This is a genomic window from Plastoroseomonas hellenica (assembly GCF_018129085.1).
GTDB lineage: Bacteria > Pseudomonadota > Alphaproteobacteria > Acetobacterales > Acetobacteraceae > Plastoroseomonas > Plastoroseomonas hellenica.
In genome coordinates this window covers 59296-82857 of sequence record NZ_JAAGBB010000008.1, presented here as the reverse complement: position 1 = coordinate 82857, position 23562 = coordinate 59296, and the positions used below count along the sequence as shown (strand labels likewise).

The 23562-nt window shown below is 67.0% G+C and carries 23 protein-coding genes; 4 read left to right on the top strand and 19 right to left on the bottom strand.

Features of this window, described 5'->3' with window-relative positions:
- Nucleotides 1–55: 55 nt before the first annotated feature.
- The gene (locus GXW71_RS08650; RefSeq protein WP_211852084.1) at nucleotides 56–781 is read right to left on the bottom strand and encodes a DUF2270 domain-containing protein; all 726 of its coding nucleotides are present in this window, start codon (nucleotides 779–781) and stop codon (nucleotides 56–58) included.
- A gap of 408 nt (nucleotides 782–1189) precedes the next feature.
- Between GXW71_RS08650 and GXW71_RS08645 the strand changes: the two genes are divergently transcribed.
- From GXW71_RS08645 to GXW71_RS08635, 3 genes are all read left to right on the top strand, one after another.
- Nucleotides 1190–1507, top strand: a complete 318-nt coding sequence (locus GXW71_RS08645) for a DUF2934 domain-containing protein (protein ID WP_211852083.1) — start codon at nucleotides 1190–1192, stop codon at nucleotides 1505–1507.
- Nucleotides 1508–1861: 354 nt separating this feature from the next.
- Nucleotides 1862–2230, top strand: coding sequence for a response regulator (locus GXW71_RS08640; RefSeq protein WP_211852082.1), 369 nt, complete (start codon nucleotides 1862–1864; stop codon nucleotides 2228–2230).
- 261 nt (nucleotides 2231–2491) lie between these two features.
- Nucleotides 2492–2860, top strand: a complete 369-nt coding sequence (locus tag GXW71_RS08635) for a hypothetical protein (RefSeq protein ID WP_211852081.1) — start codon at nucleotides 2492–2494, stop codon at nucleotides 2858–2860.
- Between the two features lie 412 nt (nucleotides 2861–3272).
- Here the strand turns inward: GXW71_RS08635 and GXW71_RS08630 are convergent, their stop codons facing one another.
- The 17 genes from GXW71_RS08630 to GXW71_RS08550 form a co-directional block, all read right to left on the bottom strand.
- The gene (locus GXW71_RS08630; RefSeq protein WP_211852080.1) at nucleotides 3273–3578 is read right to left on the bottom strand and encodes a DUF6295 family protein; all 306 of its coding nucleotides are present in this window, start codon (nucleotides 3576–3578) and stop codon (nucleotides 3273–3275) included.
- A 12-nt stretch (nucleotides 3579–3590) separates the two neighbouring features.
- Entirely contained in the window at nucleotides 3591–4376 is a 786-nt protein-coding gene (locus GXW71_RS08625; RefSeq protein WP_211852078.1) for a dienelactone hydrolase family protein, read from the bottom strand.
- Between the two features lie 202 nt (nucleotides 4377–4578).
- Nucleotides 4579–5346, bottom strand: coding sequence for an SDR family NAD(P)-dependent oxidoreductase (locus tag GXW71_RS08620; protein WP_211852070.1), 768 nt, complete (start codon nucleotides 5344–5346; stop codon nucleotides 4579–4581).
- Between the two features lie 21 nt (nucleotides 5347–5367).
- A complete protein-coding gene (locus GXW71_RS08615) occupies nucleotides 5368–6135 on the bottom strand; it encodes a metallophosphoesterase family protein (RefSeq protein ID WP_211852068.1) in 768 nt (255 codons plus the stop codon).
- Nucleotides 6136–6137: 2 nt separating this feature from the next.
- Entirely contained in the window at nucleotides 6138–8744 is a 2607-nt protein-coding gene (locus tag GXW71_RS08610) for a CaiB/BaiF CoA-transferase family protein (protein WP_211852066.1), read from the bottom strand.
- Complete coding sequence (locus GXW71_RS08605; protein ID WP_211852064.1) at nucleotides 8741–9826, bottom strand: LacI family DNA-binding transcriptional regulator; 1086 nt, start codon at nucleotides 9824–9826, stop codon at nucleotides 8741–8743. The genes GXW71_RS08610 and GXW71_RS08605 overlap by 4 nt, the downstream gene beginning before the upstream one ends.
- Nucleotides 9823–10797: an ABC transporter ATP-binding protein gene (locus tag GXW71_RS08600; RefSeq protein ID WP_211852062.1), complete on the bottom strand. Its 975-nt coding sequence runs from the start codon at nucleotides 10795–10797 to the stop codon at nucleotides 9823–9825. Before GXW71_RS08600 ends, GXW71_RS08605 begins: the two co-directional genes overlap by 4 nt.
- Nucleotides 10794–11726 (bottom strand): ABC transporter ATP-binding protein, encoded by a 933-nt coding sequence (locus GXW71_RS08595; protein ID WP_211852156.1) that lies wholly within the window; start codon nucleotides 11724–11726, stop codon nucleotides 10794–10796. Before GXW71_RS08595 ends, GXW71_RS08600 begins: the two co-directional genes overlap by 4 nt.
- Before the next feature lie 77 nt (nucleotides 11727–11803).
- A complete protein-coding gene (locus GXW71_RS08590; RefSeq protein WP_211852060.1) occupies nucleotides 11804–12691 on the bottom strand; it encodes an ABC transporter permease in 888 nt (295 codons plus the stop codon).
- Nucleotides 12691–13632 carry an ABC transporter permease gene (locus GXW71_RS08585; protein ID WP_211852058.1) on the bottom strand — a complete coding sequence of 314 codons (942 nt, stop codon included), beginning with the start codon at nucleotides 13630–13632 and terminating at the stop codon, nucleotides 12691–12693. The genes GXW71_RS08590 and GXW71_RS08585 overlap by 1 nt, the downstream gene beginning before the upstream one ends.
- Complete coding sequence (locus GXW71_RS08580; protein ID WP_211852057.1) at nucleotides 13632–15206, bottom strand: ABC transporter substrate-binding protein; 1575 nt, start codon at nucleotides 15204–15206, stop codon at nucleotides 13632–13634. The genes GXW71_RS08585 and GXW71_RS08580 overlap by 1 nt, the downstream gene beginning before the upstream one ends.
- A gap of 56 nt (nucleotides 15207–15262) precedes the next feature.
- A complete protein-coding gene (locus GXW71_RS08575; protein WP_211852056.1) occupies nucleotides 15263–15676 on the bottom strand; it encodes a Zn-ribbon domain-containing OB-fold protein in 414 nt (137 codons plus the stop codon).
- Between the two features lie 11 nt (nucleotides 15677–15687).
- Nucleotides 15688–16818 (bottom strand): thiolase family protein, encoded by a 1131-nt coding sequence (locus tag GXW71_RS08570; RefSeq protein ID WP_211852055.1) that lies wholly within the window; start codon nucleotides 16816–16818, stop codon nucleotides 15688–15690.
- Between the two features lie 293 nt (nucleotides 16819–17111).
- The gene (locus tag GXW71_RS08565; RefSeq protein ID WP_211852054.1) at nucleotides 17112–17525 is read right to left on the bottom strand and encodes a Zn-ribbon domain-containing OB-fold protein; all 414 of its coding nucleotides are present in this window, start codon (nucleotides 17523–17525) and stop codon (nucleotides 17112–17114) included.
- Nucleotides 17526–17530: 5 nt separating this feature from the next.
- Nucleotides 17531–18727 carry a thiolase family protein gene (locus tag GXW71_RS08560; RefSeq protein WP_211852053.1) on the bottom strand — a complete coding sequence of 399 codons (1197 nt, stop codon included), beginning with the start codon at nucleotides 18725–18727 and terminating at the stop codon, nucleotides 17531–17533.
- Entirely contained in the window at nucleotides 18724–19944 is a 1221-nt protein-coding gene (locus GXW71_RS08555; RefSeq protein ID WP_211852052.1) for a CaiB/BaiF CoA transferase family protein, read from the bottom strand. Before GXW71_RS08555 ends, GXW71_RS08560 begins: the two co-directional genes overlap by 4 nt.
- Before the next feature lie 19 nt (nucleotides 19945–19963).
- Complete coding sequence (locus GXW71_RS08550; protein ID WP_211852051.1) at nucleotides 19964–21106, bottom strand: CoA transferase; 1143 nt, start codon at nucleotides 21104–21106, stop codon at nucleotides 19964–19966.
- A 188-nt stretch (nucleotides 21107–21294) separates the two neighbouring features.
- On the opposite strand from GXW71_RS08550, the gene GXW71_RS08545 reads away from it, so the two are divergent.
- Nucleotides 21295–21939 carry a GntR family transcriptional regulator gene (locus GXW71_RS08545; RefSeq protein WP_211852050.1) on the top strand — a complete coding sequence of 215 codons (645 nt, stop codon included), beginning with the start codon at nucleotides 21295–21297 and terminating at the stop codon, nucleotides 21937–21939.
- Between the two features lie 6 nt (nucleotides 21940–21945).
- On the opposite strand, the gene GXW71_RS08540 is transcribed toward GXW71_RS08545, so the two are convergent.
- Nucleotides 21946–23556: an ABC transporter substrate-binding protein gene (locus GXW71_RS08540; RefSeq protein ID WP_211852049.1), complete on the bottom strand. Its 1611-nt coding sequence runs from the start codon at nucleotides 23554–23556 to the stop codon at nucleotides 21946–21948.
- Between the last annotated feature and the right edge of the window lie 6 nt (nucleotides 23557–23562).

Below are 23562 nucleotides of genomic sequence, written 5' to 3'. Positions count from 1 at the left end.
GCCTCCTCCTGGAATGCCGGGGGACGCCAGAGCCGGGCCGGATGCCCCCTCAAGCTCAGACGTGGACCTCTCCATGGGCCAGCTCGCCCGACCGCGTGTGCGGACGGAAGGTGGCCCAAGCGAGCCAGCAGTAGAATGCGCCAACCAGGATCAGCACCGCCCAGCCCGCGACCGGGCCGAACGCCAAGTGCTCGATCACACCGCGCGCAGGTCCGGTGCCGTCAGGCGCATCTTCCGCCGCCAGCAGCCATGGCGAAGAGATCTTTAGCGTCCAGGCTGCCAGCAGCATCAGGAACATCCAGAAATAGTTCCGACGCAGCCTGCGAGACATCGCAGTCCGCATTGAGGTCAGGAATCGAGGCTCGCGAAGGTCTTGGCCGAGTTGCCGGGCCCAGTCCGTCTCCGCCCCAGGTTGCGCGGCGAAGACATGCGCATAGTAGTTCCGCTCCAGAAGCCGGACCCGTGTCCTGTAGACATCGAAGAACCGGTATCGCCGCGCCTCGATGCAAAGCAACAGCAGAACCACGAGCATGGCGAAGAGGATCACACCGTGGTGCGCGCTCGGCGTCGACAGGGAGACCGACAGCATCGCCGCCACAACGGTGATGGCCCAATTCGTCGTGAGGTCAATGCGATCGCGCCACCCCGACATCCGTGCAATCTCGGCTCTGTGGAAATGAGCCAAAACGGTGATCAGCTCTCCGGAGCTGCTCGGGATAGGCGGGGCGCCAACCCCGTTGGGTGGGGCTTCCGTGGCCCCAGTCCCTTGCGTGATGCTCATAGCATTCTCCTCCACGCGATGCCGCGACTGGTAGAGGGCACTCCCATCTCTGACGCACCGGCGGCGGCCGCAGGGGCCCGTGAGCGTCTGACGAGGGCCGCACACCTGATCAACGCCGCTCGAACCCTCTCGTCACTTCCAATCCTGCGCGCCGAGATTGAAGGGGTTGGTCCGATCTGGGTCGGACCAGCTCGCGCGGTGAGGCCGACCGGTCGGGCCCGGCATCTGGCAGAACCTCGTCCCGGGTGAGGGCGGCAAATGTCCTGGGCTGTAGCGGCAGGGTGCACCCACGGAGCAAGCTGTGGCTGTTTGGGAGCCTGGTTTGCGCCACCTCTTTGCGCTCCGAAACCTTCAAGGGCGCGCGGGGTTGGTGCTGCGCAGAAAATGCCCACGAATTCCGGAACCACCATGTCGAATGACCATACCCTTCTCGAACAGCGTATCCGCGAGAGAGCCCATCAGCTCTGGGAAGAGGCGGGCTCGCCGCAGGCGAGCGACCAGCACTTCTGGTTCCTCGCCAAGCGCGAGATCGACCAGCAAGAGGCGCAGCTCGATCAGGAGGTGGCCGGCAGTTTTCCGGCCAGCGATCCTCCGTCCAGCTCCGTCATCACGGGCGCGACAGGCCAGATCGCGGCTCCCCCGGGCGGCGGCGAGGCAACAAATTCGGGTAAGCCCGCGGCGATTGATGCTGCCTCGGTGAAAAGGGCGAAGCGGCGCGCGAAGTGACGCCGCCCCCTCGACGATGTCCGCGGGACATCTCGAGGAAAGTGCGCCATCGATTCCGTTCGCCGCATGCCTAGAGGCGCGAGCGCCAGGACCGGCACAACGGCTTCGATCGCCAGCGCAGCCCCAGACCCATCTGGATGAAGACGACCCAGGAGCGTTCGGCCGAACTTCCCATCCGGACCGGCGATGGTCGAAGCGCGCGCATTGCACCCGCACGCCTGGCTCACCCCTAAATGGCAGCCGGCCGCAGCCCGGCTCAGCCGCGCCTGCAAACGTCCTTTGTTCCCGGTTTATTGACCAAGAACCTTGTGGTTAACCAACGTTGTATTGCGAGCCGAGCGGTGGAAGTGGGACGTGGCCAAGGCAAGCGTGCTGGTAGTCGAAGACGAGTGGATGATCGCATCTCTAATCGAGACGATCCTTCACCGTCTTGGCTACGGCGTCGTCGGCCCAGCCGCTACGGCCAAGGCAAGCATTGGCTTGCTCGACTGTCGGCCCACTCTTGCGCTGCTCGATATCCAGCTCGGTCGCGAGACTAGCTTTCCGGTCGCCGATGCCCTGGCCCAGCGCCGTATCCCGTTCGCGTTCGTGAGCGCCTATGGTCGGCTGGGGCTGCCGGAGCGCTTTGCAGACCGCACGGTGCTGACAAAGCCGTTTAGCACAGAGGCATTAGCCCGCGTCCTCTCCACGCTGCGGGGCGACGACACAGATGCCTCTACCTAGCCACATCGGTGTATCGCTGCGCATCGTCTCGGTCGATGTGTATTCGTCGGCCGCGGTGCCACCGCCCTGCCTCATGCTTATCGAGGGATCCGTCGTGCCGAGAAGACGAAGACACGCGCGAGGAGCGTCAGGGCTGATGGTTCCTGCTCCAGGCCCGCCAACAAAGAGGCGCGTCACGATGAAATTTTGCGGGCACCAACCTCAGCATGATCGGCCCCGACCTGAGCGCAGAAGCGACCATGGGGTGTTATGGGGGGATGCATGACCCTGACGCTCGTCTCTTCCGGCGATGACCAAGCGCTGGCGATCCGGGATCATCTCCTGCCGCTCGTCCGCGAAGGCGGCACCCTCGAGCTCCAGCGCGATGCCATCCGGCTGCTGGCGCTCCGGACCGGAGCCTGGACCGTGGAACACTGGACTCCCTTTAACGACCTTTCCCCGGAGGAGGCATCCTCCCCGGGGTACCGGCACGCAATCGAACGGCAGCACACGCGGCCCGGGCTGCCCTACGGGCTCGAAGTGTGGCGCGCCGGGACGAAGCTGTTGAGTATCCTCTGGGCTGATGGCGGCGAATTCGAGGTCCTGGATTTCGCGCGTGGTTCCTGGGAGGCCGAGGCGCTAGCCCTCTGACACCGCGAACGCAGCCCAGGGCGGCCGAGGTGCCTCCCTGCCTGCCGCAGTCGGCGCCACCCCTCTGCCTGGTCCGAGGGGCAGGGAACGCGCCTCTCCGCTCACCAGAGGCGCGAGGTGCCGAGCTGCGTCGCGTGCGGCGCCGGCGTTCGCCGGGGAGTAGCGCCTCGGCGCCCACGCCGACCAGCCGCTCCACGCCGGAAACAATGTCGCGTCCCGTTCCACCGCGGCAGTAGGTGCGGTTGGCCCGCCGCAGCCCGCCATTCGCCGTTTGCGGATCGACGCGGAGATCGCCCGGCGGCACCTGCAAGCCGCCGGACGGACTGCGCGGCCAGAGACCAAGCCAGGGCCACAGAGCAGCGCGACGCAACAGAAGAGAGGAGAGGCGGTTTTCGCCCGCCTGGCGCGTCCGTCAGGCTGCGCGGACCAGGCTCGGCGGCCTGCCCTTGCCCCGCACCTCGGCCTCCTCAAGGTCGGCCGCCGCGATCGCACGGTCGAGCGCGGCGCGCAGCTCCTTGGCGGTTTCGAGCGTCAGTTCGACACCGGCGCGCGCGCCGGCGTCGAGCCCGGTGTTGATGAAGTCGAGCGCGATGACATCGCCCAGGGGCGCGTGGCGTGCGTGGTCATAGGCGACCACCGTCTGCGTCAACGCAAACCACTTGTCCCCGCGCTTCGCCATGCCTTCGGCGGGGATGATCTCGACAATGGATGTACACATCCTGCAGGCCTCCTACTTCGCCAGATGCTTGCCGAAGAAGGCAAAGACCTTGCTCCAGCCATCCATCGCCTGCTCGGGGCGATAGAGCGGTCGATGCCAATAGAAGATGCCGTGTCCGGCACCATCGTAGCGATGGAACTCATAGCTCTTGCCGTGCTTCTTCAGTTCGGCCTCGTGCTCGTTCACCTGCTCGGGGCTCGGCGCACGGTCGTCGTTGCCGAAGATGCCGAGCAGCGGACAGGAGAGATCCTTCGTCAGATCGATTGGCGCGACAGGTGTCTTGGCATTGAGCTCCTCCTTGCCCATCACCACGCGTCCGCCCCAGAGGTCGGCGCAAGCGTCGACGCCCTTCTGCTGGGCGGCATAGAGGAAAGCATGCCGGCCGCCAGAGCAGGAGCCGAAAACGCCCACCTTGCCGTTGTGCTCGGGCTGCGCGCGCACCCACTTCACCGCGGCCGCGGTGTCGCCCACCACCTGAGCGTCGGGGACGCCACCCTCGGCACGGACTTTGGCGGCGATGTCGTCCGGGATGCCCTCGCCCGCGCGCTCATAAAGGTTGGCGCAGATCGCGAGATAGCCGTGGTGCGCGAAGCGCCGCGTCGTCTCGATGTAGAACTCGCTCCAGCCGGGCAAATGGTGGACCAGCACCACGCCCGGAAACGGGCCGGCGCCCTCCGGCTTGGCCACATAGGCGGTAATCGGGGTTTCCCCGTCGCCTATGAGCGCGACATTCTCGCAGGTCATGCCTCGGTAGAATGACATCAGCGTTCCTCCAAATGAGCCAGCCGGATCAATCATCGGAGCATTCTGGCTCCCACCATCACCGGTAGGCCGTAGGGCTCGGGCACTGCACCGTAGAGTCTGAGGACGCGGGCGGGCAGCCTGTCTGGAAAGCACTGTCTCGCGAGATATGGTCCCCTCGATCGAATTCGCCAGATTTAGGCGTGGGGTACCAGGCGCCGGGATGCTCCCGTCGCCTATGCAAGCATCCCTCGGCACGTCATGGCATCTGCAGGCCGCCATTCACCTCGACCACCTGGCCAGTGATGAAGCCGGACAGGGCGCCGGAGGCGAGGAAAAGGTAGGCGCCGACACATTCCTCCACGGTGCCGATGCGGCGCATCGGCGTCAGCTTGATCGAGGCTTCGAGCTGGTGCGTCGGCGTGGTCTTCGCCTTGTCCGGCTTGCCGATCACCCCAGGCGCCACGGCGTTCACGCGGATACCGTGGCGCGCCACTTCCTTCGCTAGGCCGCGCGTGAAGGTGGAGACGAAGGCCTTGGACGCGGCATAGAGCGTGGAGCGGCTGCCGCCGCCGCTGCGCGCAGCGAGCGACGTGGTGGAGATGATGGCGCCACCACCCGCCGCTTCCATGATCGGTAGTGCGGCGCGCGAGCAGGCGAAGACCGAGCGGGCATTGAGGTTGACGATGTCATCGTAGAGCGCGTCGTCGATATCGCGCAGCGGGTGCCGTTTCACCACGCCGCCGGCATTGTTGACCAGCACGTCGAGCCTGCCGAGCTTCGCATGCGCCTCCTGCACCAACCGGGTGCAGGCCTCGACCGACCGCACATCGGCCTGCAGCACGATGGCGCTGCCGCCGGCGCCCTGGATCTCCACGGCCAGTGCCTCGGCCTCTGCGCGGCTGGCGTTGCAGTGGATGGCGACACGCATGCCCTGCTCCGCGAAACCGCGCGCGACGGCGGCGCCGATGCCGGTCGAGCTGCCGGTGACCAGGGCCGCCTTGCCCTCCAGGTCGCTGATCCTCATCTGTCCCTACCCTTTCTGTCCTTACGCGCGCTGCCAACCCGGCTGCGGCGGATCCAGCCAACGGTCCGGCTCCCCCGACCACCAGACCGCGCCATCCACGCCGAGCGCCCAGCCGGCCCCGACGCCCTGCACTTCGAGCCCATCCTCAGCGCGAGCCCGGTAGCAGACATGGTGGTGGCCGTGGATGATCAGCTTGGCGCCCATGCGGCGCGCGAGCGCCTCCAGCGCCGGCATGCCCTGAGCGTGGCTCGAGGGTGCCTCATGCGTGACCAGGATATCAGCCTGTTGGCTGGCCAGCGCCTCGTAATCCTCCGGCCAGATCGCCATTGCGGCGAGCGCATGGCCCATGGCGTCGCGCTGTTCCGTCGTCCATTCCACGCCGAGAGTCGCGAGGTCAGCGGGCAGTTCCGCCCGCCCATACAGGCGCGGCAGTTCCGGCGGTTCCCAGACCCGGCGCCGAAACACACCGCCAAGGCCCGCGATGCGCATCCCCGCGACTTCGCGGACCCGTGCATGCAAGGCGCCGTCGCGGGTCAGCGGGTTACGGTCGGGTGCCGCCAGATTGGCCCACATCTCCGGGCCCCCGTCATAGTCATGGTTGCCGAAGATCCAGTGCACTCCAATCCCTGCCTCGAGCAGCGGCGCCACAAGCTTATCGAGCGGCGCGTCGCATTCCATGTCACCGAGCAGCACGGCAGCGCGTGGGCGGCGGGGTAGCGCGGCGAGGCCACGGGTGACGTGGCGCCATTGGCGATGGATATCGCCAATGAAGACGACATCGCCTTCCATGGTCAGATCACGCCCTCTTCCGCGAGCGCCGCAACCTCCTGCGCCGAGTAGCCGAGCAGCTCGCCGAGGATGCGTTGGTTATCCTCGCCATAGCAGGGCGCGCCACGATCGATGATGCCGCCGCTATAGGGCGGCGTGGCGGCGAGCTTCATCGGCATCTCCGTCACCGGCCAGCGGCCGATCTTGCTGCCGGTCACTTCGGTCAGCCAGGACAGCGCCGCGAGCTGCGGGTCGCGATCACAGCGATCCTCGGCGGTCTGGCAGACGCCGGCGGGCACACCCGCCTGCTGGAGCGCCGCCATGCAGGCATAAGCCTCCTGACCTTGCGTCCATGCGGTCACCGCTGCGTCCAGCGCATCCTGGTTCGCCAGCCGCGCCGACAGTGTCGCGAAGCGCGCATCATCGAGCCAGTCACCGCGCCCGGCAACGCGCGCGAGCGTCCGCCATTCGGCTTCATCGAAGGCAGCGATTGCGATCCACCGATCCTGGCCCATGCAACGATAGGCACCGTGCGGCGCGGCGGCCTTATAGGGGGAACGGTTGCCGATGCGCGACCAGATGCGGCCATTGGCGGACCAGTCGAGCACCGGCACGCCACCCAGGAAGATGCCGGACTCGCATTGCGAACTGTCGATCCATTGCCCCTCGCCGGTGCGATCACGGTGGAACAGCGCGCCCATGATCGCGGTCGCGAAGCTATAGGCGCCGATCCAGTCGAGATAGGAGTAACCCCAGCCGACCGGCATGGCAGGCTCCGGCAGGCCAGACATCTCCGACGTGCCGGCGAAGGCGGCGGCGACCGGCCCGATGGTGCGGAAGCGCCCGTAGGTGCCAACGCCGCCCATGCCGGATTGCTGGACATAGATGATGTCCGGCCGGAGCGAGCGCATGACGTCGTAGCCTAGGCCGAGCCGCTTCAGGACGCCGGGCGAGAAGCCTTCCGCCACCACATCCGATTGCGCCACCAGGCGGCGCGCGATCTCCAGCCCCTTCGGATGGCGGATGTTCAGCGACATGCCGCTCTTGCCGGCGTTCTTGTTGTTGAACTGCCCGCCCATGTCGGAATCGGCGACGCCCTTCAAGGGCGCCGTCGCCGCCTCACGGGCGGCGCGGCCACCGACCGGCGACATGGCGGCGAGGCGGGTGTCAGGATTCTCCTTCCACTCCACCTTGATGACATCGGCGCCGAGCGCTGCCGCGAACCGAGTGCCACCGGCCGAAGCCAGGAACCAGGAGAAATCGAAGATCCGCACACCTTGCAGCGGGAATGGCTTGCCGTGGGGCGACACCACCGGCGCACCGGCCGCGCGCGGCCTTGCCCGCTGGGTTGGGGCGGCCCTCGGGGTCAGTGCCGCCATTACCGCACCGGTATCCTCGCCGAGCAACGGCGCGCGGCGTCCGGCCTTCCAACTGGTGGCGGTCGAGAGCCAACGACTCACCGGGTAGTGGAAGTGGCGGTCGTGCTCCGGATGCTCAATCTCGGCGAAGGTGCCGCGCGCCTGCCAATGCGCATCGACGACATTCTCATGCGGCTTGCGCAGCGGCGCCCAGAGCAGGCCGGCATCCTGTGCTTGCCGCCAGGGCATGTTCTCGTAGCGGTAGGAGCGGATGAAGCGTTGGATGACCTCCACCATGTGCGCCTTGCTCTCGTCGCCGGCGCCGGAGCCCGGCACATTTCGTGCCCGGCTATCCGCACCCTCGGCCGGCAATTCCAGATCCGCCTGCATGCCGTAGCCGGCAAGGAAAGGCACCAAATTGGTCTGGTCGCGCACGGAAACCCCGGTCGCAATGTACCAGCGCCCATCTTTGGTATGACCGATGGTCGGCACGCGGGTCGGGTTCTCGACCGCGTGCCGGCAGGTCTGGCGGAACAACGGCACCCGCCGCATCACCCAGGACATCACGTCGAGTTCGGTGTTCTTCGACACCGCATCATGGATGGCGACGGAAAGATCCTGCCCGTCGCCGGTATGCAGACGGTGGATCAGCGCGGCAATGATGCCGACGACGAGCTGCTCGCCAGCGATGTGGTAAGCGTGCCAGAGCTGCGGCGCGATCGGCGGCAGGTCGTAAGTGTCCGATGGCTCGGAATCGTAGCCACAGTTCATCATCACGCCGCCAAGGGCCAGGTGCACCAGGTCGCTGGCCTTGTGGTCCTTCCAAGGTCCCTCGTCGCCGAAGGGTGTCATGCGTGCAACAACGAGGCCCGGGAAGAGCGCGGCGATCCTTTCGGACTCTATGCCGAGCGCGGACGCGACGGCTCCACCGCTGCCGTCGAGCAAGATGTCGGCGGAGCCAAGCAGCCGGCGGAGATCCGCCACGCCCGACGCTGCATCGAGGTCCATCATCACGGAGCGCTTGCCGCGATTGTAGGTCCAGAAATGCAGCGACCGCTCCGGCCCCTGCCGGTCCTCCAGGAATGGTCCAATGCGGCGGGTGGGAGCGCCATCGGGCGGCTCCAACTTCACCACCTCCGCCCCGAGACCCGATAGGACGAGGCCGACATACTCCGCGCGCTCGTCCGCGACCTCGATGACGCGCAGACCGTCCAGCATGCCGGGCTTGCCCACCGCGGTGGCGCTGGGATGCGGGCTGGGGCTCTGCGTCATGGGCCTGGATCCTTGCGGCGATGGCGGGATGGTGCGGCAGTGGTCCCGCGGACCACGAGTTCGAGCGGCAGTTCGGCGGGCAAGGCGAAGTCTTGCTGCCGAATGCGCGCCAGCAGGTAGTCGGCCGCTATCATGCCGATGGCCGTCTTCGGCGTGCGCACGGTGGTCAGCGGCGGCTGCAGATGGGCGACGATCTCATGATCGCCGACGCCGACGATGGAAAGCCGCCGCGGCACGGCAATGCCCTGCGCCGCGGCTTCGACCATCAGGCCCATGGCAACGATGTCATTGTTGGCGATCAGCGCGGTCGGCAGCTTGCCGCGGCGCTGGAGCTCTCGAAAGGCCTCCCGCACCTCGACTGTACGATAGGCGGTCCGCACCACACGACCTTCCGGCAGCGACAGCCCATAGTGTCGCAGGGCGGCGCGCAGCCCGGCCAGCCGCGCCGGCACCCGGTCATTGTGCTGCGTCAGGCCGGTGACGACCCCGATCTCGCGATGCCCGAGGCCCACCAGGTGATCGATCACGACACGGGCCAGGGTCGCGTTGTCATAGCCAATGGTCGGCCAGGGGCTCGCCTTGGCCGGCGCCCAGCTCTGCACGAAGGGCACGCCTGAACCCTCGAGCAGCTCATAGAGGCGCTGGTCATGGCTGACGCCGACCAGCATCAGCCCGTCGATGCCGCGCTCCACCATGGTGCGGGCGCGGCGGTACTCGGTATCCGCGTCATAATCGGAGGTCGCGAGGAGCAGCGTATAGCCTTCCGCTTCCATGCGCTGCTGGAAGCCTTCGATGGCGTCAGCGAAAATCGTGTTGGTCAGCGTCGGCACGACGGCGCCGAGCGCCCGCGAGCGCCGCGAGGCCAGCGCCCGCGCCGCGCCATGCGCGACATAGCCGAGCTGCTGCGCGACCGTCGCGACCTGCCGGCGCCGAGCCTCGCTGACCAGGCCGGGGCTGTTCAGCGCGCGGGAGACGGTCGCTGCCGAGACGCCGGCGGCGCGCGCCACCTCCTCGATCCTGACCTTGCCGCGCAGTGGTGCCGATACCGCTCCCGCTGCCAGCGGTTGCTCCGATCGCGTCACCGTGCGGGTTCCCGCAAATGGCATGCGGCTGCATGGCCATCGGTATCGGCGACCAGCAGCGGCTCCTCCGAGCGGCAGCGCTCGACCGCAATCGGGCAGCGGGTGTGGAAGCGGCAGCCGGATGGCGGGTTGATCGGGCTCGGCACGTCCCCCTTCAGCACCAGACGACGACGACGCTGACGCGGATGCGACACCGGCACCGCCGCGAGTAGCGCCTCAGTATAGGGATGGCGCGGCGCTTCGAAGAGCGCGGCGCGCGGCGCCACCTCGACGATCTTGCCCAGGTACATGACAGCGACGCGGTGGCTGATATGCTCGACGACGCCAAGGTCATGGGCGATGAAAAGGTAGCTCAGGCGATACTCCTCCTGCAGATCCATCATCAGGTTGATGACCTGCGCCTGCACCGAGACGTCGAGCGCCGAAACCGGTTCATCGCCGATGATGAGGCTCGGCCCCAGCGCCAGGGCGCGCGCGATGCCCAGCCGCTGGCGCTGTCCGCCGGAGAATTCATGCGGGTAATTGTCGCGCTGGTCCGGCCGCAGCCCGACCCGGCCGAACAGGGCCGCGACCCGTTCCTGCTGCTCGGCGCGGTTGCCGATGCCGAAATTGATCAGCGGCTCCGCGACGATGTTGCCCGCGGTCATCCGCGGGTTGAGCGAGGAATACGGGTCCTGGAAGATCACCTGCATGCGTCTTCGATGCGCCACCATCGCTGCAGGCTTCAGTGCCGTGATATCCTCGCCGTTCAGGCGGATGCTGCCCGCACTCGGTTCGATCAGCTTCAGCACGGCCTTGCCGACGGTCGACTTGCCGCAGCCGCTTTCTCCCACCAGGCCGAGCGTCTCGCCTTCGCCGATCGCGAAGCTGACGCCATCAACCGCACGGACCTGCCCGCGCGCGCGGCCGAACCAAGCTGCGGAGAGCGGGTAATGCTTCACCAGCCCGGCCACGTCCAGCACCGGCGTCATGCCAGCACTCCTTCGCCCGCGGTCACCCAGCAGGCGACGCTGTGGGTGCCGCCGATGCCGACCAGCGGCGGTGCCTCTCTCCGGCAGCGCTCGGTCGCCAGCTCGCACCGAGGCGCGAAGGCACAACCGGCAGGACGCGCCATCAGCGACGGCACCACGCCCTCAATCTCGTGCAGCCGGCGCCGCCCGCCGCCAGCGCCGCCGAGATGCGGCATCGCGGCCATGAGCCCGCGCGTATAGGGATGAGTCGGGTTGTCGAACAGCTCCTCGACACCGGCCTCCTCCACCTTGGTGCCTGCGTACATGACGAGCACCCGCTCCGCCATTTCCGCCACCACGCCGAGGTCATGAGTGATCAGCACGACGGCAGTGCCGGTCTTCGCCTGCAGGTCGCGAATCAGGTCGAGGATCTGCGCCTGGATGGTGACATCGAGCGCCGTGGTTGGTTCATCCGCCAGCAGGAGCCGCGGCCGGCAGGCGAGCGCCATCGCGATCGTGACCCGCTGCCGCATGCCGCCCGAGAGCTGGTGCGGGTATTCCTGCAGGCGCCGCTCTGGCTCCGGGATGCGCACCTGGCGCAGCATCGCAAGCGCGCGGTCCATGCAATCCGCCCAGTCCAGCCCCTCATGAACCATCACCGTCTCGGCGATCTGGCGCCCGATCGTGATGACCGGGTTGAGGCTGCTCATTGGCTCCTGGAAAATCATGGAGATGGCGCGCCCGCGGACCGCCCGCATTTCGGCCTCGGTCACCTGCACCAGGTCCTGCCCGTCGAGCAGCACCCGCCCGGCGCCGATCCGACCATAGGGTCGCGGCAGCAGGCGCAGGATGGAGAGCGCGGTCAGGCTCTTGCCGCAGCCGGACTCGCCGACGATGCAGAGCGTCTCACCGCGCCGGACGTAGAGCGAGAGCCCGTCCACCGCGACCATCGGGTGCCCTTCCCCGGTCGCGAACTCTGTACGCAAGCCCTCCACCACCAGCACGGGCTGGGATACCGCGAGGCCCGTCACAGCCGCCTCGCCAGGCGCGGGTCGAGCATATCGCGCAGCCCGTCGCCGAGCACGTTGATCGACAGCACCATCAGCGCCAGGAAGACGCTCGGGAACAGGATGTTCCAGAAGGCGATCTGAACGTAGAGCCGGCCCTCGGCGATGATATTGCCCCAGCTCGGAACCTCTGGCGGCGTGCCGACACCGAGAAAGCTCAGGTAGGATTCCACCAGCACGGCGGAGGCAGCGATATAGGTCGCCTGCACGATCAGCGGCGCCAGGGTGTTGGGCAGGATGTGCTTCAGCATCAGGCGGGGGAAGTTGGTGCCGATCGCGGTCGCGGCCTGAATATAGACCTGCTCCCGCACTGAGAGCACGACGGCGCGCACCAGCCGGACCACGCGCGGTACCTCGGGGATGGTGATGGCGACGATCACCACCCATAGGCTGGCTCGCGTCAGCGACATCAGCGCGATGGCGAGGAGGATGCCCGGGATCGCCATCAGGCCATCCATGATCCGCATCAGCACCGCATCGGCGGTGCGGAAATAGCCGGCGACGACGCCAATCAGCAAGCCGATGAGAGTGCTGGCCGCCGCGACCGCGACGCCGATCACCAGTGACACCCGGCCACCATGCAAGGTGCGGCTGAAGATGTCGCGCCCATAGGCGTCGGTGCCGAACCAGTAATCCCCGGAGGGCGGCTGCAGCCTGTCGACCACGTTCATCTCGAAGGGATCCTGCCCCGCGAACCAGGGCGCCCCGATCGCGCTGGTCACCAACGCCGCGAGCAGCAGCACGCCGAGCGCCGGCAGCGGATAGCGCCGGAAGCGGCGCAACAGGCCCGGCCGCCTGCGGACAGCGTCGACGGCAGGATCGGCGGCGGCGATCGCGGTCGTGGCCATCAGTAGCGGATCCTGGGGTCGAGCAGCGTGTAGCTGAGGTCGATGACCAGATTCACCAGCACATAGACGAAGGCAATCGCCAGGATCACGCCCTGGATCACCGGATAGTCGCGCTGCAGCACCGCTTCGATCGTTAGTCGGCCGATGCCGGGGATGGCGAAGACGCTCTCGGTGACGACGACGCCGCCGATCAGCAGCGCGAGGCCGGTGCCGATGGTGGTGACGATCGGCACCGAGGCATTCTTGAGGCCGTGCAGGATGAGGACGCGCGGTTCCGCCAGACCCTTGGCGCGGGCGGTGCGGATGAAGTCCTCGTTCAGCGTCTCCAGCATGGTGGCGCGGGTGATGCGCGCCAGCAGGGCGGTGTAGACGAGGCCAAGCGCGACCGTCGGCAGCACCAGATGCCGCACGAATGCGACCGGATCTTCGGTGAGGCTCACAAAGCCCTGCACGGGTAGCAGATCGAGCGACAGCGACAGCCCGATGACGAGGCCATAGCCGATCAGGAACACCGGCACCGAAAAGGCAAGCACGGAGACGGCCATGATGGTCTGGTCGATCCAGGATCCGGCGCGCCAGGCGGCCAGCACGCCCATCGGGATCGCGAGTGCGATCGCGAACGCCATGGTGCTGAGCGAGAGCGCCAGGGTCGGCTCCACCCGCTCCGCGATCAGGCCGAGCACCGGCCGACTCAGATAGATTGACTTGCCGAAATCGCCGCGCAGCAACTGACCGAGCCAGAGCAGGAACTGCTCCAGCATCGGCCGGTCGAGGCCGAGCTGGGCGCGGATCGCCAGGATGTCGTCCGCCGACGCATTGTCTCCGGCAATGATGGCGGCCGGGTCGCCGGGGCTCAACCGCAGCAACAGGAAGACGATGACCGCGACCACGCCGAGCACCGGCAGCGTGGCCAGGACGCGGCGGATGACATAGGGCCACATCAGCGCTTCTCGATGTTCCAGTAGATCGGCATGCCCGCCGCCAGGACACCGTGCACATTGGAGCGCACCGCGATGGGCTGGGTGTACTGCCCGAAGGGGATATAGGGCAGCGACTCCCAGGCGCGGCGGTGGATGCGTTCCAGGATCGGGCGACGTGCCGCCGGATCGCTCTCCCGCGCCCATTCGGCCACCATGCCGTCGAGCTCCATGTCGCAGGCCCAGCCGGGATTGGCGCGGTCACAGCGTGAGTTGAACCAGGTATTCGAGGTCGGCATCGCGGTGTCGGGGCCACCATGGGTGGTGATGAACAGGTGGTAGCCGCCCTGGTTGGGCGGGTTGCGGCTGGCGCGGCGGGTGAGCAGCGTGCTCCAGTCCATCGCCTGCACGTCGACGTTCACACCGGCGCGCCGCAAACTCTGGATCAGCACCATGGTGGCTGCGTTGTACTGCGCGCGGTCGGTCGGCTGCAGGACGACGATCGGCTCGCCATTATAGCCGGCCTCCCGCAGGAGCTGCCGCGCACGTTCGACATTCGGCTGCTGAAAGGGCTCGCTGCCAGCCTGGGTGTCGTTGCCGGAGCTGCACTGGAAGAAGGCGCCGCAGAATCGCTCATACAGGCGCGGATTGCCGACGACGACCCGCATGTAGTCTTCCTGCCGGACGAGATGCGCCAATGCCTGGCGCGCGCGTGGATCGTTGAAAGGCGGGAAGAGCTGGTTCGGCCGGATCAAGCCCTGAGTGCCGAGCGGATCAATGTTGATGAGGCGGATGTTGCGGTTGCGCTCCAGCGTCGCGATGAAGTCGAGTGGCGGCGCTTCGAAATAGTCGATCTCACCCGCGTTCAACGCGGCAAGTGCGGTGTTCTGGTCGGGAATGTAGAGCCACTCCACCCGATCGACCAGGGCACGCTTGCCGCCGGAGAGGTAGTCCGCGGGTTCGCTGCGCGGCACGTAGTCCGGATTGCGGCGATACACGACGCGGTTGCCCGGCCGCCATTCCTCGCGCACGAAGATGAAGGGGCCGGAGCCAGTGGTCTCCGTCACCTGCGTCTGGGGCGAGGTCTGCGCGATGCGTTCCGGCATGATGAAGGCAGGCGTCGCCGCCTTGCCAATCGCCTCGAGCACCAGGCCGAAGCGCTGGCTGAGCCGAATCGTGAAGCTGCGATCGTCGATGATGTCGATCGAGGCCGTGTTCTGGCCGAGGCGCTGGCCCATCGGATCGCGCGCCATCCAGCGCCGCAGCGATGCGACCACATCCGCCGAACGCACTGGCGTGCCATCATGAAAGCGCAGCCCTTCCCGCAGGCGGATGCGCCAAGCCAGCCCATCCTCCGACACCTCATGCCCTTCGGCCATCTGCGGTTGCGGCTCGAAGCGGGAATTCATCCCGTAGAGCGTGTCGTAGATCAGGTAGGCATGCCGGTTCGTGATGTAGGCCGTGGTCCAGACCGGATCGAGGATCTGGAGATTGGCGTGCACCACGGCCCGCAGCGTGCGCGCGCGATCCTGCGCGGCGACGCCGTCGGCGCCGACCACGCCCAGCATGAGGACAAGGCCATGCAACCAGCGCTTCATCGTTGTTTACCTCCCCGGAGCACCCTGCGCCTTGGCGCGCATTCAGATGCGATGCTTCAGCCGCGCATACGGAATTTCGGCAGCGTGAGTTCCTCGTCCACGGTCTCGAAGACAGCCTCCACCGGCGAGCCGATAACGAGCTTCTCTGGGTCCGTCTCCAAGATATTGCTGATCAGCAGCGGGCCCTCCTCGAGACCGACAAGGCAGACCAGGTAGGGCAGCTCGGCGCGAAAGCCATCCCAATACGCGCGGTGGAAGCGCACCCAGGAGAGCAGGGTTCCGCGGCCGGAGACCGGTGTCCAGGACTGGTCGCCGGAGAGGCAGCGCGGACAGACCGGCGAGCCGGGGAAATGGACATCGCGGCAGTTGTCGCAGGTCTGAACCGAGAGAATGCCGGCGCGGGCATTCTCCCAGAAGCCGCGGTTGATGGGATCGATCTTCGGACGCGGCCTGGCGGCGGTGGCGCTCATGGGCTCGCTCCTCAGCCTGGGGTGTAGATGATCGAGCGGCAGCACGGCGTCGCGCCCGCATACTGCACGACCTCCGCATCCTTCACCTGGCGCGCGCCGCATTCGCCGCGGATCTGGCGCACCGCCTCCACGTTCAGCGCCCAGCCCTGCATGTAGGAATTGGAGAGATGGCCACCATCGGTGTTGGTCGGCAGCCTGCCGCCGACCTTCAGCGCACCGCCTTCGACGAAGGACCCCGCCTCACCCTGGCCGCAGAAGCCGAGGCCTTCGAGGCTGAAGAGCACGGTCGGGCTGAAATTGTCGTAGCACATGAAGGCATCGACATCGGCCGGGGCGACACCCGCCATGCCGTAGACCTGGGTGCCAACATCGCGCATCTGGTCGTACCAGAAGTTCAGATCGAAATTGGGGATCGAGGCGGTGCCGTAGGCCTCCCGCGCGCCGATCCCCGAGATCATCACCGGGCGCTTCTTCAGGTCTTTCGCACGCTCCTTCGTCGTCATGATGATGCAGACGGCACCGTCGTTGATCAGACAGAAGTCGAGCAGGCGCAGCGGCTCCGTGATCGGGCGCGCCGCCTCATGGTCATCGATGGTGATTGGCTGCTTCATCACCGCATCGGGGTTCAGGCAGGCGTGGTGGCGGAAAGCGACCGAGACTTCCGCGAGCTGGCGGGTGCTGGTGCCGAACAGCGCACGGTGACGCTGAAACATCAGTGCATGCGCCGCCCCCGGGGAGGTGAAGCCCCAGGGATCCCAGATGCCCGGGCTCTCATCGCCGCCGTAGTTCACCCGGCGCGAGCGGCCGATATTGGCGTAGATCAGCGCGGCGTAGTCGCAAAGGCCGGCATCCAGCGCCGCCGCCGCCTCGATGATCGCCATGCCCGACATGCGGCCATGCGCGGGCATGGCGGCGGTCCAACGCGGGTTGAGGCCCAGGATCTCGCCCATGCGCGCGTAGTAGGGGACGCGGCAGGTCAGCAGTCCGTCGATACGGTCCTTCGCGAGGCCGCAATCCTCGATCGCGCTGCGGAAGGCGTGGGCGCCGAGGCCATAATCGTCGGTGTCGGGGAAATTGCCGTAGCGCGTGTTGCCGACACCGACGATCGCGATGCGGTCCTTGAGCTGGCGACCATCGCTCATCCGCGAGGCGCCCGCGCCATGGCGACAGGTCCGTGCCCGCCGCCGCCCGGTCGAATGCCTTCCATCTCGTTTTCTCCCCCGGTGCGCTGGAGACGCACCGGCTTGCTCCGCGCCTTCTGAAAGCGCTTTCATATAAATTATATTCCCGGATACCGGAGCCGCCTAGGGCTTTCTCGCTAAGCCGGGCGCCAAACCGCGCTGCGTCCGTTTGGGGTGCTTTTAGGGCTGGTAGGGAGGCTTGGCACCGTCCTAGGCGGCAGACCGCCGCTTACCTGCGGACGATGTCCGGCACCTCAAGTCCCATCCAGCACGAAGCGCGGCAGCACCATTCCGTCCGGCATCGTCGCATAGACCAGCCGCACCGCTCGCCCGATACTTTCCTCGTCCGGCATCGCGCCTTCGAGGTTGCTGATCATGCACGGCCCTTCCTCCAGCCGGACGGAGATCGCGTTGTATGGCGGCGGATAGGCCGGCAGATACTGGCGGTGGAACACCACCCAGGAGACGACGCGGCCGCGTCCTGAAACCGGAGCCCACTCCAGCTCGCAGGAGAGGCAGCGCGGGCAGGCTGGGCCGGGCGGATAGAGCCAGGTGCGACAGGTTCGGCAGCGCTGCAGGCGCATCGCCTTGGCATTGATGCTCTCCCACATCGGCTTGTCATAAAGCCCCATGACGGGGCGCGGGGTCTTGGCCTCGGTCGCGTTCATGACGCTCACCGTCCGTAGATGACCGAGAAGCACTTGCCGGCAACGTCCGAGGTGTAGTGGGCATGGCGGGCACCCGCGACCTGCCGCTCCCCACATTCACCGCGGAGCTGGCGGACGCACTCGATCTGATGCGCCCAGCCCTGCATGTAGGTCTCCGAGAGATGACCGCCGCTGGTGTTCAGCGGCAGCCTGCCGCCTGGTCCAATGCGGCTTTCCCGCAGGAACTTTCCGGCCTCGCCCACCGCGCAATAGCCATAGCCTTCGAGCGCCAGCGGGACATGGACCGAGAAGCTGTCATAGACCTGCAGAATATCCATGTCCTTCGGCCCCAGGCCGGAAACCGCATAGGATTGCGCGGCCGCCGATTGCTGCGCCGGCAGGTAGAAATCATCGATGCGCGGTTCCAGGCTGGTGGCGCCGCGGTTGAGATCGAAGCGGCCGACGCCTTCGATGAAAACCGGCCGATCCGTCATCCGCTTCGCCCGCTCCGCCTCGGCGATGATCAGCGCGACGCCACCGTCATTGATCAGGCAATAATCGAAGAGGTGCAGCGGCTCGCAGACGAAATGCGAAGCGAGGTAGTCCTCCAGCGTGATGCGCTTGCGCATGATCGCGTTCGGATTCAGCGCGGACCAGCCGCGCTGCGCGACCGAGACCTCGCCCATCTCGGCCTCGGTGAATCCGCGCGCGTGCTTGTAGCTCTGCAGAGTCAGCGCATAGAGCGCGCCCTGCGAGGTGAAGCCCCAGGGTGAATGATAGACATAGGAGAGGAAGGCATTGCCGCCCATCGCTTCCGGCCCGCCGTACTGGGTGCCGACGCTGCGCTGGTCGTTGCCATAGACCAGGGCCACGACCTCGGCATACCCGGCCTCGATCGCCATCACCGCCTGTGCGACCGCCAGCACGGCATCCGCCTGGTCGCCCCAGCGCGGATTGATGCCGCTGAGCTCACCCAGCCGCTCATAGGCGGTGGTCGGGCCGGCGATCAGCCCGTCGACCTCGTCGCGCCCGATCTTCGCGTCCGCCAATGCGTTGCGAAGGGCTTCCAGCGCGTAGCCATAGGAATCATTCGGCCGCTCGCCGTTGCGGCAGCGCGCCCAGTCTCGCACCCAGTCGGTGTGGCCGACGCCCACCACGGCAGCGGCGCGCCGGTTGCGGGGATTGGGATGCCGCATGGCACGCGCGGGGACCGGGGAACTCATGCGAGAATCTTCTTTTCCGCGAGGTCCGCGATCTCTTCGCGGCGCATACCGAGCAGGTTTGTCAGTACCGCCTCCGTATGCTCGCCAAAGAGTGGCGGGCGGCAGAGCTCCAGCCGCTCGCCATCAATGCGAAAGGGCGGTGAGGTGAAGAGTGACGGCCCCACCTCTGGATGGTCGAGCTGCTGCCAGTAGTCCCGTGCCGCGAGCTGCTGATCCTCCTCCACCAGGTCGCGGGCGGAGGCGACACGGGCGGCGGGGACCCCCGCCATCTGCAACGCGGATGCCGCCTCGACCGCGCCGCGGCCAGCGGTCCAGGCGCCGACTGCCGCTTCCAGCTCCGCCATGGCGGCAAGGCGGCCGCCAGCGCTGCGCAGATCCGGCCGCCCCGCCAGATCCTGGCGTCCGATCGCCGCGGCCAGCGCCAGCCATTCCGCATCGCTCTCCACAGCGACCGCGCACCAGGCATCGTCGCCGGCGCAGCGGAAGATGTTGTGCGGTGCGTCGCGGCGGGAGCGATTGCCCGGATGCTCTGGCTCCGCGTCCCGCATCGAGGCTTCCAGAATCGAGGTGCCGACGAAGTTCGCGGTCGATTCCACCTGGCTGAGGTCAATCTTCATGCCCCGGCCGGTGTGACGCCGGTGACGCAGCGCGGCGAGCACGGCAAAGGCCGCGTGATAGGGGTTGGCGGCGTGATCCGGGTAATGAGTGCCGGGCCCCAGCGGCTTCTCCTGCCCGCCATAGCCAGTCATCCACATCATGCCGGTGACCGCCGCGATGGTCATGCCGACGCCGAGCAGGGTCGAGAGCGGCCCATCCTCTCCATACATCGGCATCGAGAGATAGATGATGTCAGGCTTGACCGCGCGGACCTCGTCATAGGTCAGGCCGAGCCTCTCCATGGCTCCCGGCCCGAAGTTGTTGCTCACCACATCGGATTGCGCGATCAGCCGCAACGCGATAGCGCGCCCTTCCGGACTCTTCAGGTCGAGCGCGACGCTGTGCTTGCCGGTGTTGCGGGATGCGAAGTAGCCGCTGCGGTTGGTGCCGGCGATGCCGTCCTTGAAGGGGCCGCCGCGGCGCACCGGATCGGGGCGCGACATGCTCTCGATCTTCAGCACCTCGGCGCCGAAATCGGAGAAGACCTTGGTGCCGAAGGGACCGGCGCCTGCCCAGGTCAGGTCGGTGAAGCGGATGCCGCTCAGGAAATCGGGCCGCATGATGATACCTCCTGTCCGATCAGGGTCGCGCCAACAGCGCGTTGTGCTCGCCGAGTGCCGGCGCCGGCGCGACGCGCCAGACCGGTTCGGAGAGTTTGTACGGAGCGCCTGGAAAGCGGGCGCCGCCCTCACCCATCCGCACAAAGTAGTCGCGGTGGGCAAGCTGCCGGTCATCCAGCACGTCGCGCACGCGGCTCACCTGCGACATGACGATGCGCCGCTTCAGTGCATTCTCCACCAGCTCCTGTTTGGTGAAGCCACGGGTGAAGGCTTCGAAGAGTGGCTGGAACTCAGCGCGGGCTTCCGGGCGCGAGCGGTACTTGCGGTCCAGCCACTTCTCGTCCGCGAAGGCCTCGGCGGAGGGATGGCCACATTCACGCATCCAGGCCACCAGCGATTTCCAGGACACGCCTGTGGTGGGCGGTGAGGCCAAAAAGACATGGCCGTCGCGGCATTCATAGATGTTCTCGCTGGCGTCGCGTGTGCCCTCGCCGGCACGATGGGAGATGCGCCGCTCCAGGTCCCAGACCTGGATTGCGTTCTGCAGCGAATGCGCGATCGCTTCCTGCGCGGAGACGTCGAGGATGTGGCCACGCCCGCGTGCCTCGGCATCGAGCAGCGAGACAGCGGTCGCGACCGCGGCATAAACCGAGACCACCATCGCCGCCTGCTGGCCGGGCAGGCGCAGCGGCGGCTCGCCGCCGCGCCCGGTCATCCAGGCGATGCCGCCGGCCGCCTGCAGCGTGAGATCGGAGGCCGGCGCATCCGCCAGCGGCCCACCGAGCCCGTAGGGCGAGATGTAAGTGATGACCGAGGCCGGATTCAGCCCACGCAGCCAGGCGATGTCATCGGCGCCGATGGGCCCGCCGCGCTCCAGCACCACCACCTGCGCGTCCCGCGCCAAGTCGGCCAGGGCGGCCCGCCCGGCATTGCCCGAGAGGTCGAGGACGATGCTCTTCTTGCTGGCGTTGTAGAAGGCGAAAGCCTCCGCGCCGCCCGGCACCGCGGCTGTATCGCGTTCCCGATCCGGCAGGCCGCCGGGCGGCTCGACCCGCAGCACCTCCGCGCCGAGATCGGCGAACAGCCGTGTGGCGTAGCGTCCGAGCTCATGCGTCATGTCGAGGATACGGATGCCGGCATAGGGGCGGAACCCTTCGGTCACGTCTGGCCTCCTGAGGTTTGGCTGTGTCTTGGGTGGGGGCGCAGCCCGCCATCGCCGCGGGCGGTATAATTTATATTGTGCAGTGCATAAAAATATCGCAGGAGGAGGCGCGTTGTCGCATCCTGCGACTGGCCGGCAGTGGCGGCGCTGCCGCGGCGGCCGTGCAGCTCGTCTGAGAGACCCGAGGGATGGCGTTCAAAACCAAGCAGGACCAGGTCGCCGAGATCATCCGCGAGCGCATCCTCTCCGGCGCCTATCCACGTGGAACCAAGCTCAAGCAGTTCGACATCGCGCAAGATCTGGAGGTCTCGATCACGCCGGTGCGCGAGGCCCTGCACATGCTGGGCGCCGAGGGATTCGTCGAGAGTGTGCCCCATAAGGGCCTGATCGTGCCTCCGGTGCGGCTGCACGAATCGCGCGAGATCTTCGAACTGCGCCTCAAGCTGGAAGGCGATCTGACCGCGCGTGCGCTGGCCCGCATGAACCGCGCGACTCTCACAGGGCTGCGAGAAAGCCAGGCCGTCATCGCGGCACTGGCCGACGGCGGGACACGGCTGGCGAGCCGGACCGAGAACTACCGCTTTCACTTCCGCCTCTATGAGCTCGCCGACCGGCCGCAGACGCTGCAGTTCATCCGGGTGCTCTGGGCCAAATACCCGTTCATCGACCAGGAACGGGGTGGGCGGCGCCTGAAGCACATCGACGAGCATGAACGCTTCCTGCGCCTGGTCGAGGCCGGTGACATGGAGGCCGCCGTCGATGCGATGGTCGCGCATATCGAAAGCGGCTGGCGCGACCTGCTGGCAAGCGAGGCGATGGCGGCGGCGGGCTGACATCAATCAGCTGCGCTCCGGTGCCAGCCAGACATCCGGCAGGTCCTGGTAGATCATGTGCGTCGGCGACATCGACCAGCCCCGCACCCGCGCATTCATCACCACGATGCGTTGCCACCAGAGGAGCGGCACCAGATGCGCCTGCTCCATGGCGCGTGTCTCGAACTCCCGGACCAGCTGCTTGCGCCGGGTCTTGTCCCGCTCTTCCGCTTGGGCGTCGAAGAGGCGATCGAGTTCGCGGTCGGTGGCGCGTGCGGTAGCCACCTCCGCCCGGTCCATCGAGATATACTTGACCAGCACATTGGTCGGGTCGTCGCTGAACTGGGTGAAGCTGTCGATCATCACCTCGAAGCCGCCGCTGCCCTGGTTGGCGTACCAGGCGGCCAGCTCCACCTGCTGGTGCTCCACGCGAATACCGATCTGCCGCCACTGATCGATCACGAAGACGCCCGCGGTGACATAGGGCTGGATGTTGCGGTTCATCAGGGTAAAGGAGAGGTTCTCCTGCCCTGCCTCCCGCAGCAGGCGCCGCGCTTCGGCGCGGTTCGCCGCCATGTCGCGGCCATAGCCCGGCCAGCGCTCCATCTCCTGTGGCGTCGCCGACCATTCGCTGCCTGGCCGCACCATGCCGCCCACCGGGCCGAGCTGCGAGATGCGCGCCAAGTTGGTGGAGCCGCCCCAGCGATCGATCGCCAGCGACACCGCCCGTCGCACCCGCACGTCGTTGAAGGGGGGCTTCTCGTTGTTGTAGCTGATCAGCAGATGCAGCATCCAACTGCTGTCGTAGGTCTGGGCATCGCGGCCGAGCGCACGGGTAATGCGATCGCGCTCGTTTGGCGTAAAGCCGCGGAACTCCGCCAGGATCTGCCGCCCCGACAGCGCATTCACCATGGCCGACGGAGACATGGTGATGGCGCGGAAGCCGTCGAGATAGGGTTTGCCCTCCCTGAAATAGCCGTCGAAACGCTGGCCAACCCAGTGCGAGCCGGCGACATGTTCCACGAAGCGGAAGGGGCCGGTGCCCATGATGTTGCGGGCCGGGAAGTTCGCGTCCTGTTGCAGCCGCGCTGCGCTGTAGATCGAATTCCAGGGTGAGGCGAACGTGTCCATGATCGACGCGTCCACCTTCTTCATCTTGAAAACGGCGGTCAGCGGATCTGGTGTCTCAATGGCGGCTATCTGGGAGAAGGCAGGCTGGCGATTGGAGGTGACGCCGGGCGGTGGCGCGATCATGCGCGCATAGCTGGCGCGGATATCTTCGGAGGTGAGAATCGTGCCGTCGTGGAACCGTACATTCGGGCGGAGGCGGAAGGTATAGGTGAGTTTATCGGGGGCCTCGGTCCAGCTTTCGGCCACGTCGCCAATGATGTTGGGGTAGTTGCCCGGCTCGTAGCAGAGCAGAGTGGAATAGTGCGGCGCGGAGCGATGCATGACCGCGAAGGTACCGGTCTGGTGCAGGTCGTAGGTTGGCGGTTCGGCGGCGACCGCATAGGTCAGGATGCCACCGCGCTGCGGCGCTTCCGCGGCCGTGCTTTGCGCCAATGCGGCACCGCTGAAGGTCAGTCCAGGCAGCGCCAGCAATGTGCGGCGCGACACGCCGGAAAACTCCTCGACCATGCTCAT